Origin of the sequence: Methylocystis borbori (assembly GCF_036576025.1) — a bacterium.
GTDB lineage: Bacteria > Pseudomonadota > Alphaproteobacteria > Rhizobiales > Beijerinckiaceae > Methylocystis > Methylocystis borbori.
Window position 1 is genome coordinate 23,062 of sequence record NZ_JAZHYN010000033.1, and the last position, 14,617, is coordinate 37,678.

Sequence of the window (14,617 nt, forward strand, 5' to 3'; positions counted from 1 at the left end):
GCGGCTGTTCCGACAAGGTGAACGATGCAGAAATTAAGCGTGGCGGTCGCCGTCTTCGCGGTCCTGGCGGCGTTGGTCGGCGCGCATAAGGGGGCTTCCGACCTCTTCGTGCTCGCCGGCGCGGCGGCGCTTTGCGCCTATACGACCTGGCGCGCCGCCGACATCTCAAGCTATCTGAAAATCTTCGCGACGATCTTCTCGACCGAGACGGTCGTCTTCGGCCTCATCGGCCTCGCCGAGGCGGAAGGCCTGTGGCCGGCGGCGCTGAAGGACTATGCGCCGCCCCAAAGCATGCCGCTCACCGTCGCGGTGTTCTCGATCCTCGTTTACGCGGTCTCGCATATCCGCGTCGTCCGCGAAATGATGCGGATCACCGATTTTTATTTCGACTCCAAGGACCGCGGCGAGGGCCGGGTCTGGCCTCTCCCGCCTTTCGCCGCCCGCGAAAGCGCGATCGCGGTCGCCATGGTCGTCGTGCTGGTGCTCATCAATCAAGGACAGGTCGGCATCACGGTGCGGCTCTCCTTCTTCAACCGCGACTGGTTCAACGCGATTCAGGAGAAGAACGCGCCGGAGTTCTGGCGCCAGCTTTTCTTCGTGTTCACCCCCTGGGCCTTTGTTTATGTGGCCTCGGCGGTCATCGAATTCGTTCTGCAGTCGCTGCTCGTCATCCGCTGGCGGCGCTGGCTGACCGAACATTACATCGGACGTTGGCTCGGGACGCATACGCATTACGGCATGGCGCTCGCCGGCGGCGGCGCCGACAACCCCGACCAGCGCATCGCCGAGGACGTGAACCGCTTCATCAATGGCGCCGAGGAAGGCTATGGCGTCTATTCCTATACGATCCTCTTGATCGCGACCTTAAGTTCGCTCGTCTCCTTCTCCTATGTGCTGTGGGATCTTTCCGGCAATTATCCGCTGCCCGGAACCGACATCTATATTCCTGGCTTCCTATTCTGGGTGGTGCTGCTCTATGCGACGGTGGGCACGGCGGTGACGCATCTCATCGGCCGCTCGCTGACGGGCCTCTATTTCGAGCGGCAAAGGCGCGAGGCGGATTTCCGCTTCTCGCTCGCGCGCCTGCGCGAATATAGCGAGCAGGTCGCGCTTCTCGCCGGCGAAAGCGCCGAGCGCGGCTCGCTGTTGCAAAGATTTATGGGCATCATCGTCAACTATCTGGCGATCGTGCAGAAGCGCAAGCAATTGATGGTCTTCACCGCCACTTATGGCCAGATTTCGCCGATCATTCCCTATGTGATCACCGCGCCCTTTTATTTCGCCGGCCGCATCCAGCTCGGCGTGATGACGCAGACCGCGAGCGCCTTCGGGCGCGTTGAAGGCGCGCTGACCTTCTTCATCAACTATTATACCTCGCTCGCCAATTTCAAATCGGTGCTCGACCGTCTCACTTCCTTCGACGGGGCGATCGACTCCGCCCGCGCGCAAATCGTCAGAACGCGCATCGTCTCGCCGGCGGAGGGCGACGACATTCGCTTGCGCGAGGTGACGCTCTCGCTGCCGGACGGGAGAAGCATCGTCGCGATCGACGATCTGACGCTTTCGGCCGGTCAATCGACGCTGCTGTCGGGGCCATCGGGCTCGGGGAAATCCACGCTGTTTCGCGCCATCGCGGGGGTCTGGCCTTACGCCGTCGGAGAAGCGCTGACGCCGAAAGGCGCTCGGGTGATGCTCGCGCCGCAACGCCCCTATATTCCGATGGGTTCGCTCGCCGATGCGATCGTCTATCCCAGCGCCGGCGCCGATCATTCGCGCGCGGCTATGGAGGAGGCGCTGCGGGCGGCGAAACTCGCGCCTTTCATCTCCCGGCTCGACGAGGACAATCACTGGAGCCAGCGCCTTTCGGGCGGCGAGCAGCAGCGCGTCGCCATCGCCCGCGCTCTGCTTGCAAAGCCCGACTGGCTCTTTCTCGACGAAGCCACTTCGGCGCTCGACGAAGAACTCGAAGAGGAAATCTATTCGATGCTGCGCCAGCGCTTGCTGAAGACGACCATCGTCTCCATCGGCCATCGCTCCACGCTGCACGCCTTTCATGAGCGCCATATCGTCATGGAGCCCGCGGCGGGCGGCCTTTTCAGCCCGCGCGACAAAGTCCACGCGTGAGCGCGCCGGGGAAACAATCGGGCCGCGAGGGCGGGCGCTCGCTCAAGACCCGCGTCAAGACGGCGCGCAAGCGCTCGCTCGCCTCGACGCTGTGGCTGGAGCGCCAGCTCAACGACCCTTATGTCGCGCGCGCCAAGCGCGAGGGCTATCGCTCGCGCGCGGCCTATAAGCTCATCGAGATGGACGATCGCTATCGTCTCTTCAAGCCCGGCGGCCGCATCGTCGATCTCGGCGCCGCGCCCGGCGGCTGGTCGCAGGTCGCCGCCGCGCGCGTGAAGGCGAAGGAGGGAAAGGGCAGAGTCGTCGCCGTCGATCTTCTCGACATGGAGCTCGTCGCCGGCGTCGATTTCGCGGTGAAGGATTTCAACGACGAGGACGCGCCGGAATTCATCAAAGCGATGTTGGGCGGGGAGGCGGACGGCGTCATGTCCGACATGGCGGCGAACGCTACCGGCCATAGGGCGACGGATCATTTGCGCATCGTCGCGCTCGCCGAGCTTGCCGCCGATTTCGCTTGCGACATTCTCGCGCCGGGCGGCTTTTTCGTCGCCAAGGTGCTGCAAGGCGGCACCGAAGGCCAATTGCTCGCGCGGCTCAAGCGCGATTTTGCGAGCGTGCGCCATGTAAAGCCCGCGGCGAGCCGCGCCGATTCCGCCGAACTCTATGTGCTGGCGACGGGGTTTCGCGGCAGGCTGCGATGATCGTCGACGAGGCGCGCGCCATTGACGATGAGCAACCGCCGGCCGCGTCCTTGGCGTGAGCATTGACCCGCGCCGATCTGGCCATATTTCCCTTGTCGAGGGATTCTAAGAATTTGTTGCGTCGCCGTGAGGCGGGGGGAGGGTCGAGATGACCCTTATTGATATTTCAAGGCTTCGCGCATTGTTTTTGGCGAAGGCGGTCGTCTTGTCCAGCCTGGCGGGCGTTTGCGCGGCTCCGGAGTTCCACAGGGGCGCGGAAATCGTCCCCGACGAAGGGGGGACCGCCTCGAACTTGCAAGCTCTTCCGTCCAAGGCGAAATATTGCTCAGAGAGAGGCAAAGGGCTGGTCCAGATCGACGTATCCGAAAAATACGGGGAGGTTTGCGAACCGCCGGGCGAGACGGTTCTTGCGCGCGTAATCATTTGTCTCGTGCGCGGCATGGAAGCGGTGCTCACCCCCGGCTTGAACGGCGTCGCGTGCGCCGCTGCTTCTAGAGGCGCGTCCTTTCTCGATGCGCGTCCGCCGGGGGCGGACAAACCGCGCTCCGACCCTCCCGAACGCATAAAGGCCGAAGGGATTTGCTCCAACCCCCAGTCGGACATGCGAGTCTTACCAAGAGGATTTGTGAAGGAACTTGTCCGTGAAGCGAAGGATAGGGTCGACCCGAAAGGGGTGAGAATCATCGGCGCGATTTTTTGCGATGGGATCGATTTGTCCGGCCTGGATATTGCCTACACTCTCGCGTTAGATCGTTCGATCTTCAGATGCGCCAAGTCTACTGAATGCAGGCGCTCGCCTGTTGAGATCAGAAATTTTCGTACGAAAGGCGATTTATCCCTCGACGGCGTCGTCTCTTACGAGAGAATTCTAATAACGAGGGCTGAGATATCCGGCTCATTTTTTGCGCAACTCGCCTATATGCCCAAGCTCGTTATTTCCGATGCGACCATCATTGGGTCGGTCAGAATGAATGGCACGCTGTTTCGCGACGAACTGAGCGTCGAAAACGTGAAGGTGGCCGGTGATGTGGACGTGTCGTCGAGCTACTTCTCTCATTTCGCATTATTGAAGAATCAAATTGATGGTGCGCTCGATCTCACCAAGAGCCAGGCCCGATGCAGTTATGACATCCGAAAGAATGATATTGATGATGTCATCGGGGCGGAGTTTGGTTTTGGCGGCGTTCGATCTCTCTCCGCATTTGCGACTAAGGACGACGCCATTTTCGGCTTCAAGGATCCGGCCGCGAACGAGGTGAGCGCTTATGCAAGATACGCGAATCCCCGGTCGGAGCCGATTGCCAAGGACGAAGCCCGCTTCACAAAATGCGGCTCGCCCCGCTCAATCGATCCCGGTGTTTTCGTGTTTATCGACAATCACGTGGAACATTCGCTATGCGTGCGCGATTTCGGCTGGTTGACGGACGACAATGGTCGCTCGCGCGACAGCAATATTTATCTCAATGAAGATGTTGTCGACGGCGCCACCTGGCTCGATATCGTACGGGCGCCAGAGGCGGATAAGACGGTGGCGCCAGCGGATCGCATGCCGGTCTTAAGCATTTTCAATTTCGAAACGGGAACCCTCGTGCTGGATTTCGACGTCGTAGCAAAAGATATTGCGATAAGGGTGAACGGACTACATTTTAAGCGCGTGTATACAGCGAAGGACCGTTGTGAATCGGCGCTTTCTCCGCGATCAAGCGCTCGCCAGGCGCAGGCGATGAAGAGGACTGGCGGCAGGCGGTTTCCGCCAGACCTTGGGCTGCCCAGCGCCGATCAGGTCACGGCATGGGTAAAGAAAAACGAATTTTGGACAAAAAAGGACAGGTTTACGGGAACCCAGCCGTTCGCGGAGTTCATTGGCGTATTCGAAAAGGCCGGTGATCTCGAGGCGGCGCGAGAGCTCAAGATTAAAGCCGAGACCGCAGTGGTGGAGGCGAGACTGTGCAAGAACTGGGGCTTTCATTGCGATGGGCTCGACAGTTCCGATTGGAAGTCGGAGGAAGGCCTCCTCGCTCGGATGGAAGCGCGTATTGTTTCAATCATACAATATGTTCTTTGGTGGCTTGCCGATCACGGCTATCGACCAGAGGGTGTCATCAAATATGTAGCGCTGACCGTTGTAGCCTTCTGGCTTTTGCTCCAGCTCGTTCTGGGAGTTGTCGGCTACAGCGTCGACGAAGGGAAAGGCAAAGGCGAAGAGAGGCCGCCAAGGATCAAACCAATCAGCCTGATGTTTCTGCTTGGCAAGCTCATCCCCGCATACAACATTCGAGAGGAACACGCCAAGCGCACGACGTTCTATGTCCTGCCGACGGGGGCGCAGGACGTAACGTTTCCCTTCAGGCGATTCTTGAAGAATTGGGAAGTCTGCCGGGCTGATGTCAAGCAGCAGGACCAAGCTGAACTTTATATCGACGCATTGAGATTGCTGGGTTTGATATTCGCGATTTTTCTTGCTGCGGCGATCGCCAGACTGGTGCGGTAATGGTCGGGGCCGGTCTAGGGTTGTTTACTACCCGAGGGCGCTTTCCTTCTTCCCACGAGCTCCTCGCCGGCGCGCGGCGAGAGCGGCAGGAACTGCGTGACGGCGAGCGTGGAGATCGCCGCGACGAGATAGAACGCCCAGGTGAAATCCCCTGCTTGCAGCGCGCCGCCGCCGCGCAGCGCCCGCGCGCCTTCGAGCGCCGCGGCGCCGATGGCGACGCCCGTCGAGAGCGACAATTGCTGCGCGACCGAGGAGAAGCTCGTCGCGCGGCTCATCGCCTCGTGATCGACATTGGCGTAGGCGATGGCGTTGAGCGCGGTGAATTCGAGCGAGCGGAAGAAGCCGCCGACGAGCAGCACGCCCATGATGAGCCAATGCGGCGTGGTCGCCGAGAAGACCGCATTGGCGGCGAGGAAGCCAGCCGAAATAAGCGCATTGACGATGAGCACGCGGCGGAAGCTCAATATGCGCAGGATCGGCTGCGCCGTGGTTTTCATCAACATGGCGCCCGCCGCCGAGACGAAGGTCAAAAGGCCGGCCTCATAGGCGGAAAGGCCGAAACCCGCCTGCAGCAAAAGCGGCAGCAGAAAGGGCGTCGCGCCGAGCCCGATGCGAAACAGAAATCCGCCATAGACCGAGGCGCGAAAGGTCGGGATGCGCAAGAGCGCGAGATCAATGATCGGGTGAGGCGCGCGCCGGGCGTGGCGGACATAAGCGAAGAGCGCGGCGGCGCCGATCGCGATGATCGCCGTGACGACCGGCGCCGGCGCGAAGCCGCGGCCCGCGATGGTGAAGCCGAAAACGAGGCAGGAGAGGCCGACGCCGGACAGGATCGCGCCGCTCACATCGAGCGGCGGCGTGCGCTCTTCGCGCAGATCGGGAATGAAGCGCGTGACCAGCGCGACGCCAAGCGCGCCGATTGGCACATTGATCCAGAAAATATAGCGCCAGTGCAGATAGGTCGCGATGAAGCCGCCGATGGGCGGGCCGATCAACGGACCGATCAGCGCCGGAATGGTGAGATAGGCCATGGCGCGCACCAGTTCGTGACGCGGCGCGGTGCGCAGCAGCACGAGCCGACCGACCGGCGTCATCATCGCGCCGCCCAACCCCTGCACGATGCGCGCCGCGACGATCGTCGCGAGCGAGTTGGAAAGGCCGCATAGGATCGAGCCGATGGTGAAGACGACGATCGCTGTGCGAAAGACGCGCCTTGCGCCGAATTTGTCCGCCGCCCACCCCGAGAGCGGGATGAAAACGGCGAGCGAGAGGAGGTAAGAGGTGAGCGCGAGTTTGAGCGACACCGGGTCTTCGTGAAGATCGGCGGCCATCGCGGGCAGGGCGGTGGCGAGCACCGTGCCGTCGAGCTGCTCCATGAAGAGCGCGGTCGCGATGATGATCGGCGTCAGAAAATAGGACAATGCGCTCCACTCGTCATTACGCGACGCTTGGCGGCGAAGCGATCCTTATAGGGATATAGGACTCTGGATCGCTTTCCGCTCGTTTCGTGGGCGGCGACGATGACGTCCGGGGCGCGTTTCGCGTCAAATCAGCTTCAGCCCTCGAAAACTCGCATGGCCGTTGCGCCCGACGATGAGATGGTCGTGCACGACGATGCCGAAAGGCTGGGCGATGGCGGCGATGTCCTTCGTCATGCGGATGTCGGCGGCCGAAGGCGTCGGATCGCCGGAGGGATGGTTATGTGCGAGAATAAGCGCGGAAGCGCCGAGCTCCAGCGCGCGCCGCACGATTTCGCGCGGATAGACGGGCGTATGGTCGACCGTGCCGACGCCCTGCACCTCGTCGGCGATGAGCGCATTGCGCTTGTCGAGGAAGAGGATGCGGAACTGCTCGCGTTCGGCGAAGGCCATGGCCGTGCGGCAATAGTCGAGCACCTCCATGAAGGAAGAGAGCATGGGGCGCTTTTGCAGGGCGCCGCGCGTCAGGCGCCGCGCCGCCGCTTCGACGAGCTTGATTTCAACGATCGCGGCTTCGGTGAGCCCGTCGACCTCGCGCAGCCGCTCAGGCCTTGCGGCGACGGTTTCGGCATAGGAGCCAAAGCGCGCGATCAACGCTTTCGCGAGCGGCTTCACGTCGCGCCGGGCGATGGCGCGAAAGAGCAAAAGCTCCAGCATCTCATAGTCGGCGAGCGCGCCTTCGCCCGCCTCCATGAAGCGCTCGCGCAAACGCTGGCGGTGGCCGTGAAAATGCGGCGCGCTTTCGCGCAGGCCCGGGTCGTCTTCCGCCTCGGCCGTCTGCGCCTTCTTCATGCCGCCGCGCGCGAACCGGAAGGGTTGTCGAGTCCGGCGGGCGAGAGGGTGAAGACTTCCGCGCCCGTTTCCGTCACGCCGATCGAATGTTCGAATTGCGCCGAGAGCGAACGGTCGCGCGTCACGGCCGTCCAGCCGTCGGAGAGAATCTTCACTTGCGCGCGCCCGAGATTGATCATCGGCTCGATGGTGAAGAACATGCCGGGACGCAGCTCGACGCCCTGGCCCTTGACGCCGTAATGGAGAATGTTCGGCTCGTCATGGAAGACGCGGCCGAGCCCATGACCGCAGAAATCGCGCACCACCGAGCAGCGCTCGCCTTCGGCGTAGTGCTGGATCGCCGCGCCGATGTCGCCGGTGGTCGCGCCCGGCTTGACGGCGGCGACGCCGCGCATGAGCGATTCATAGGTCACGTCGATGAGGCGCTGGGCGCGGCGCGGAATCTCCCCCACGGCGAACATGCGGCTCGCGTCGCCGTGCCAGCCGTCGAGGATGAAGGTCACGTCTATATTGACGATGTCGCCCTCGCGCAGCGGCTTCATGTCCGGCACGCCGTGGCAGACGACGTGATTGATCGAGGTGCAGATGGACTTGCGATAGCCGCGATAGTCGAGCGGCGCCGGATAGGCGCCATGCGCCAAGGCGAAGTCGAAGACAAGATCGTCGAGCGCCTGCGTCGTCACGCCGGGCTTGACGTAGGGGACGAGCATGTCGAGCGCCTCCGCCGTCAGCCGCCCGGCGGCGCGCATGCCTTCGAAGTCCTGAGCGCCGTGCAGCTTGATATGGCCGCTTTTGCGCGAGGCGGGCGCAAGATGGGAGTCGATGAAGGTCATGGAACGCGGCCAGTCTTTTCGAAAAAGAGGGATTTGCCCGACAAGGTAATGGTTTGAGGCCGCAAAGCAAGGCTGGGCCGCCGCCGCATTCTGGATTCCCTTTAAGAAAGCGCGGCGGCCGCGGGCTTGGCGGCGCGCGGCGCACGGCGCCCGCCGCTCTCTTCGCGCCGGGGCTGGCGTTCGGCGCCGCTATGGTCATAATTGGCGCGGGAGGAGGCCGGCGAAATGGCCAGAGTGACGGCGGGCGACAGGCCGGCGAGCGCGGCGGTTCTGATCATCGGAGACGAAATTCTCTCCGGCCGCACGCAGGACGTGAACACGAGCTATATCGCCAATTATCTGGCGCAGATCGGCGTCGATCTGCGCGAGGCGCGCGTCGTGCCGGATAATGAGGAAGCGATCGTCGAGGCGCTGAACGCGCTGCGCGCGCGCTACACCTATGTGTTCACCACCGGCGGCATCGGCCCGACGCATGACGACATCACCGCCGACGCGGTCGCGCGGGCTTTCGGCGTCGAGATCGGCGAGGATCCGCGCGCCATCGCGCTGCTGCGGGAGCGCTTCTCGAAAGCCGAACTCAATCCGGCGCGCCGGCGCATGGCGCGCATCCCCAAGGGCGCGAATCTCATTTTCAATTCGGTCTCGCGGGCGCCGGGCTTCTGGATCGACAATGTGATCGTCATGGCCGGCGTTCCGACGATCATGCAGGCGATGATGGACGTCGTCGGCCCGCAGCTCGTAGGCGGCCCGCCCGTTCTCGTCGAGACCGTCGAGGCCGACGGCGTGCCGGAAGGGGCCTATGCGGCCCGGCTGGAGCAGATCGCGCGCGGCCATGAGGGCGTAAGCGTCGGCTCTTACCCTTCCTTCACCAGCGCCGGCATCCGCAATCAGATCGTCTTGCGCAGCCGCGACGCGGCGCTGCTCGCGAGCGCGACCGAGGCGGCCCGGACGATGATCGCGTCGCTCCAGAAGGAAAACGCCGGGTGAAGCTGTAATCGCAGGAGGCTTGAGAGATATGCAGGGCGCCGACAAGGCCTTTCCGGTCTCCTGGGACATGTTCCACCGCGACGCGCGGGCGCTCGCCTGGCGGCTCGCCGCCATCGGCGGATTTTCGGCGATCGTGGCGGTGACGCGCGGCGGCCTCGCGCCGGCGGCGGTGGTGGCGCGCGAACTCGGCATTCGCGTCGTCGAGACCGTGGGCGTCGGAAGCTATCACGAGGAGAACGAGCGGGGCGAGGTGCAGGTCCTAAAGCCCCTGACCGAGACGATTCTCGCGCGCCCCAGCGCCGAAGTGCTGATCATCGACGATCTCGTGGACACGGGCGCGACGGCGAAAGTCGTGCGCGACATGCTGCCCAAGGCGCATTTCGCCACGATCTACGCCAAGCCCCAGGGCCTGCCGATGGTCGATACTTTCATCACCGAGGTCTCGCAGGACACCTGGATTTTCTTTCCCTGGGACACGGGCCTTTCCTTCCAGGCGCCGATCGGCAGGCCGGACGCCAGGCCCGAAGGCCGGCGGAGACGGAGCCTATAATCCGCTTGGCGGCTTCGAGGGCGCGCCCCTATAAACGGGCGATCCGCGGGCGTGGCGAAACTGGTAGACGCAACGGACTTAAAATCCGTAGGGCCGCAAGGCCTGTGCCGGTTCGATTCCGGCCGCCCGCACCATTATTTCAATGATTTAGATGAAATCTTAGCGGACCGCTCGTCACTTGCCCAATGCGCTTGATCGACGCCGGGACGCGCGCCCTGGTCAGGCCTCTCACGCTCCCCAACCCTTCGTCGCGGCCGCGCGGGGTAAATTGGTATAAACCTCGCTAGGCGGAATCGGAGCAATAAGCTGGCCGAATACGCCGTTCAAATGCGCGAGCCGCTGGTCTGGGCGGGCGCGGGACGGACGAGTCGCAGAGCAGGATGGGGCGCAACCAGCCGGTCTCCGCGCATAGAAGGGACGGAACATGGAAGACATCGTGAAGAAGCTGACCTCGACCCTCGAGAAGCTGTACGGAGCGCTTGGGCTCGGGACCGCAATTGCGGTCGCGCTCTTGATCCTGCTGCACCATTCGGACATTTCGGCAGGCTATATCGGGCCGTTTTTCACTTTCTTGCATGTGATCTCCGGCGTTCTTTGGATCGGCTTGCTCTACTACTTCAATTTCGTTCAAATCCCGACGGCGCCAAAACTTCCGGCCGAACTGAAGCCGGCGATTGGGAAATTCATCGCGCCCGAAGCTTTGTTCTGGTTCCGCTGGGCGGCCGCCTCGACCGTCGCAACGGGTCTTATCATCTTCGCGAGCGGCGCGGCGGTCATCAATAACACGATCGTTATCGGCGCGATTCTCGGTCTCATCATGGCTTATAATGTTTGGTTCCTGATCTGGCCGAACCAGAAGATCGCGCTTGGCATCACGCCCGCCGACGATGCGGCGAAGGCGAAAAGCGCGCGCCTCGCGATGCTCGTTTCGCGCACGAACTTCGTCCTGTCGATCCCGATGCTCTATTGCATGGTGACGGCGCGGCTCGTGGGCTAGAGCGCGGCCTTTGTAACGCGAACTGAAGGGCCGGCGCGCAAGGAAGCGCCTGAGGGTTTTGCAGCGCAGGAGCGCCTATGGAAGGCGCCTATCGGCGCGCAATCGCTAGTTGGGAGATGTCCATGCGCGCCTGGCGTTTCATATTCGGGCTGATCGCGATCGCGCTTGCGCCGATCGCGCGCGCCGATAACTGCAACAACGCTCCCGATCAAACAAGCATGAACGAATGTTCGGCCAAGGCCTCTAAGCGGGCCGACGACGAACTCAACCTGCTCTATCAGCGGATCATGGGGCGCTTGAAAGAAGGGGGCGCAGATTGGGCCGATGCGCACACGGCTCTCGTCGCGGCGCAGCGCGCGTGGATCGCGTTTCGGGAGGCTGAATGCGCCTTCGTGGGCTCCAGCACGGCGGGCGGGACCATCGGCCCAACAATCGTCGCGTCTTGTCTGACCGATCTCACCAATGATCGCATCAACGACTTCAAGCGCTATCTCAAATGTAAGGAGGGCGACTTATCCTGTCCGTTGCCGCCAAAGTAGCAAGGTTTTTTATTCCTTCATTTCTCCCGCCAACCGGCTGTGGCGGCGACTGTAAAGAAAGTAAATCGCGAGTCCGATCGCCATCCAGATCGCGAAACGCACCCAGGCGATGGCGGGAAGCCGCGACAACAGCCACAATGAGAAGCCGACGCCCATCAGCGGCGTGAAAGGCACGAAAGGCGTGCGGAACGTGCGCGCCGCGTCCGGGCGCGTGCGCCGCAAGACGATGATCGCCGTGCAGATGACGACGAAGGCGGAGAGCGTGCCGATATTGACGAGCTCCGCCACCTCCTTGATCGGATAGAGCGCGGCGACGAGCGCGGTGAGCGCGCCGGCGATCAGCGTCGGCCGATGCGGCGTGCGAAAACGCGGATGGACCTGCGAAAACCACGCTGGCAGCAGCCCGTCGCGGCTCATCGCGAACCAGATGCGCGCGCAGGCGAGCAGGAAAGCGATCATGACGCTCGCGATCCCGGCGACCGCCGCGAGCGAGACGACGAAAGCGACCCAGCGCAGGCCGAGCGAAGCGAAGGCGGTCGCGACGGGCGCCGGATTGTCGAGCGTGTCGTAGCGCACGACGCCGGTGAGGACGAGCGACATGGCGACATAGAGCGCCAGCGCCACGGCGAGCGAGATCAGCACGGCGCGCGGCACGTCGCGCTGCGGCGCGCGCGCTTCTTCCGCCGCCGTCGTCAACGTGTCATAGCCGAAGACCGCGAAGAAGACGACCGCCGCGCCCTGGGCGACGCCCGAAAAGCCGAAGGGCATGAAGGGCGTCCAATTCTCGACGCGCACATAAGGAATGCCGGCGGCGATGACGAGCAGGACGGCGGCGATCTTGACGATCACCATCGCCGTATTGAAGCGCGCGCCGGTCTCGATGCGCAGCGTCAAGAGGCCCGCGACCCCGAGCGCGCCGAGCGCGGCGAAAAGATCGACGACGCGCCCGGCGCCGGTCGCCGGCGCGCCCGCCGCCCAATCGGGAAGACTGACGCCGAATTGCGCGATGAGCGCCTGCAGATAGGCCGACCAGCCGATCGCGACCACAGCGACGACGAGCGCATATTCGAGCAGCAGGTCCCAGCCGATGATCCAGGCGACGAGTTCGCCGAGCACGGCGTAGGAATAGGTGTAGGCGCTGCCGGCGACGGGGATCATGCCGGCGAATTCGGCGTAGGAGAGCGCCGCCGCCCCGCTCGCGACGCCGGCGATGAGAAAGGAAAGCGCGACCCCCGGCCCCGCCTGCGTCGCCGCGACGACCCCGGTGAGGACGAAAATGCCGACGCCGACGAGCCCGCCAAGGCCGATGCCGGCAAGCTGCCAGACGCCGAGCACGCGGCGAAAGCCGCCGGGCCGGTTGGCCTCGGCTTGCAGCTCCTCGATGGATTTGGCGCGCAGAAGCGGCGCAAGGCGGGCGGAAAGCGTCATGAACAACTCGTGAGAAGGTTTTCCGCCAAGCGGGCGGCCCGGCGGCCGTCCATAGGCGATCGGCGCGGCTGTGTCATGCGCCATAAAAAAAGAGCGGCCTTTCGCAAAGGCCGCTCTCTTCCTGCATGTATTGCGATGCTTTGAGAAACTATTTCGTCGCGGCTTCGAGATGCGTCAGCGCCTCTTCCGCGTGTTTGGTCGCGACGTCGGCGTGGTTCAGCTTGCCGTGCTCGATCGCCGCTTCGAGATGGGTGATGCCTTCCTTGGTATGGGGGTTGGCCTTCTCGGCTTCCGCCTCCTTGGCGTGCTTCAGCGCTTCTTCGGCGTGCTTCGTCAGCACGTCGGCGTGGCCCAGTTTGCCGTGCTCGATCGCTTCTTTCGTATGGGTGATCGCTTCCGTCAGATGATGCGCCGCGAAGGCCGGACCCTGCGCGAAGAAAGCCGCCGCGCCGAGCGCGAGAACGATGGCGAAAATTCTGCGGTTCATAGACATCTCCTCAGTTTGCTCCCTAAAACTCCGCCGCATAGTATGGATATGGGGGAGTCTGGCGAAGGATCGAGGGTTTTTAGCCAAGATCAAGCTCTTTTTCCCATAAATCATGGAGAATAATAGGCGAGGCGTTTCGCCGCGCCCGCGCCTGCCGGCTTGTCCGGGATCACTGGCGGTCCGCCGCGAAAAATTCGCAGCTTTCGCCAAATTCCGCGAGCCCACCCTCCAGGAAGGAGGCGAGAAGCGGAATCCCGAGCAGATAGGCCGAGGTCGGGCCTTCATGGCGCTGCCGGGCCTCTTTCACCGCCTCGTCCCATTCCTCGGCCGTAAATTCGCCGCGTCCCACCCAGGCCAGGGCGACAAGCTCGGCCTGTTCGTCCTCGTCCAGCGCGTCGATGAAGGAGGAGAGTTCGTTGCGGACCGTCGCAAAGGCTTCTTCGGTCAGCACGCTGACGAAGCCGTCGTCGGTGGCGTTGGAGGCGTCGGCGGGCATTCCTTCGTCTTCGCTTTCCAATTCGCGCGCCTTCACGACGATGAAACAGACCTTGTCGGTGTTGATGGTCGGCATGTTCGATCTCCGACTTAAAGTGGCGGCCAATGCTTGACCTTCGCCCTTGTCGGGCGCTCCCGCCCTTCGCATATATTGGCCGTCGGCGGAATGTGACCCGTCGACGCCGCTTTTTTTGGAGCAGGCCATGCGGGTCGGCGCGCCGAAGGAAATCAAGGACAATGAATATCGCGTCGGCCTGACGCCTTCCTCCGTCGCGGAACTGACCCAAGCGGGCCATGAGGTCTTCATCGAACGCGGGGCCGGGGAGGGGGCGGAGCTTTCCGACGCCGATTATATCGCGGCAGGCGGCGTTCTCCTCGACGGGCCGGCGGCCGTCTTCGCGCGCGCGGAGCTGATCGTGAAGGTGAAGGAGCCGCAGCCGCGCGAAATCGCGCTCCTGCGTCCGGATCAGGTCGTTTTCACCTATTTTCATCTCGCCGCCGACGCGCAATTGACGCGAAGCCTTATGGCGAGCGGCGCCCATTGCATCGCCTATGAAACGGTGACGGCGCCGGGCGGCGGCCTGCCGCTGCTCGCGCCCATGTCGGAGATCGCCGGGCGCCTCGCGCCGCAGATCGGCGCGCATTTTTTGGAAAAGCAGGCGGGCGGGCGCGGCGTTCTGCTCGCCGGCGCGCCGGGCGTGCCGCCGGCCGAAAC

Annotated in this window: 14 protein-coding genes and 1 tRNA gene; 9 read left to right on the forward strand and 6 right to left on the reverse strand. The window is 63.3% G+C overall.

The genetic code is table 11. The features are described 5' to 3' along the window. Positions 1–24: 24 nt before the first annotated feature. The 3 genes from V3H18_RS11520 (at position 25) to V3H18_RS11530 (ending at position 5,316) form a co-directional block, all read left to right on the forward strand. Entirely contained in the window at positions 25–2,124 is a 2,100-nt protein-coding gene (locus tag V3H18_RS11520) for an ABC transporter ATP-binding protein/permease (RefSeq protein WP_332082198.1), read from the forward strand. Then, entirely contained in the window at positions 2,121–2,825 is a 705-nt protein-coding gene (locus V3H18_RS11525; protein ID WP_332082199.1) for an RlmE family RNA methyltransferase, read from the forward strand. Before V3H18_RS11520 ends, V3H18_RS11525 begins: the two co-directional genes overlap by 4 nt. A gap of 148 nt (positions 2,826–2,973) precedes the next feature. Continuing rightward, complete coding sequence (locus V3H18_RS11530) at positions 2,974–5,316, forward strand: hypothetical protein (protein ID WP_332082200.1); 2,343 nt, start codon at positions 2,974–2,976, stop codon at positions 5,314–5,316. A 14-nt stretch (positions 5,317–5,330) separates the two neighbouring features. On the opposite strand, the gene V3H18_RS11535 is transcribed toward V3H18_RS11530, so the two are convergent. The 3 genes from V3H18_RS11535 to map all read right to left on the reverse strand — a co-directional run bounded on the left by V3H18_RS11535 (position 5,331) and on the right by map (position 8,419). Further along, the gene (locus V3H18_RS11535; protein WP_332082201.1) at positions 5,331–6,737 is read right to left on the reverse strand and encodes an MDR family MFS transporter; all 1,407 of its coding nucleotides are present in this window, start codon (positions 6,735–6,737) and stop codon (positions 5,331–5,333) included. 123 nt (positions 6,738–6,860) lie between these two features. Then, complete coding sequence (gene radC, locus V3H18_RS11540; RefSeq protein WP_332082202.1) at positions 6,861–7,586, reverse strand: RadC family protein; 726 nt, start codon at positions 7,584–7,586, stop codon at positions 6,861–6,863. Continuing rightward, complete coding sequence (gene map, locus V3H18_RS11545) at positions 7,583–8,419, reverse strand: type I methionyl aminopeptidase (RefSeq protein WP_332082203.1); 837 nt, start codon at positions 8,417–8,419, stop codon at positions 7,583–7,585. The genes radC and map overlap by 4 nt, the downstream gene beginning before the upstream one ends. A gap of 225 nt (positions 8,420–8,644) precedes the next feature. Between map and V3H18_RS11550 the strand changes: the two genes are divergently transcribed. The 5 genes from V3H18_RS11550 to V3H18_RS11570 all read left to right on the forward strand — a co-directional run bounded on the left by V3H18_RS11550 (position 8,645) and on the right by V3H18_RS11570 (position 11,492). After that, on the forward strand, positions 8,645–9,406 hold the full coding sequence (locus V3H18_RS11550; RefSeq protein WP_332082204.1) for a competence/damage-inducible protein A: 762 nt from the start codon (positions 8,645–8,647) through the stop codon (positions 9,404–9,406). A 28-nt stretch (positions 9,407–9,434) separates the two neighbouring features. After that, positions 9,435–9,956: a xanthine phosphoribosyltransferase gene (gene gpt / locus V3H18_RS11555; RefSeq protein WP_332082205.1), complete on the forward strand. Its 522-nt coding sequence runs from the start codon at positions 9,435–9,437 to the stop codon at positions 9,954–9,956. Between the two features lie 45 nt (positions 9,957–10,001). Continuing rightward, positions 10,002–10,090, forward strand: a tRNA-Leu gene (locus V3H18_RS11560). Positions 10,091–10,380: 290 nt separating this feature from the next. Continuing rightward, on the forward strand, positions 10,381–10,953 hold the full coding sequence (locus V3H18_RS11565) for a urate hydroxylase PuuD (protein ID WP_332082206.1): 573 nt from the start codon (positions 10,381–10,383) through the stop codon (positions 10,951–10,953). A gap of 122 nt (positions 10,954–11,075) precedes the next feature. Further along, positions 11,076–11,492 (forward strand): lysozyme inhibitor LprI family protein, encoded by a 417-nt coding sequence (locus tag V3H18_RS11570; RefSeq protein ID WP_332082207.1) that lies wholly within the window; start codon positions 11,076–11,078, stop codon positions 11,490–11,492. A 9-nt stretch (positions 11,493–11,501) separates the two neighbouring features. Here V3H18_RS11570 and V3H18_RS11575 read toward each other — a convergent pair whose 3' ends face one another. The 3 genes from V3H18_RS11575 to V3H18_RS11585 form a co-directional block, all read right to left on the reverse strand. Then, positions 11,502–12,920, reverse strand: coding sequence for an amino acid permease (locus V3H18_RS11575; protein ID WP_332082208.1), 1,419 nt, complete (start codon positions 12,918–12,920; stop codon positions 11,502–11,504). A gap of 148 nt (positions 12,921–13,068) precedes the next feature. Beyond that, positions 13,069–13,407 (reverse strand): small metal-binding protein SmbP, encoded by a 339-nt coding sequence (smbP, locus tag V3H18_RS11580; RefSeq protein ID WP_332082209.1) that lies wholly within the window; start codon positions 13,405–13,407, stop codon positions 13,069–13,071. A gap of 169 nt (positions 13,408–13,576) precedes the next feature. Then, on the reverse strand, positions 13,577–13,978 hold the full coding sequence (locus tag V3H18_RS11585) for a DUF3775 domain-containing protein (RefSeq protein WP_332082210.1): 402 nt from the start codon (positions 13,976–13,978) through the stop codon (positions 13,577–13,579). A 127-nt stretch (positions 13,979–14,105) separates the two neighbouring features. Between V3H18_RS11585 and V3H18_RS11590 the strand changes: the two genes are divergently transcribed. Then, on the forward strand, positions 14,106–14,617 hold a 512-nt coding region (locus V3H18_RS11590; RefSeq protein WP_408631780.1), incomplete at its 3' end, for an alanine dehydrogenase.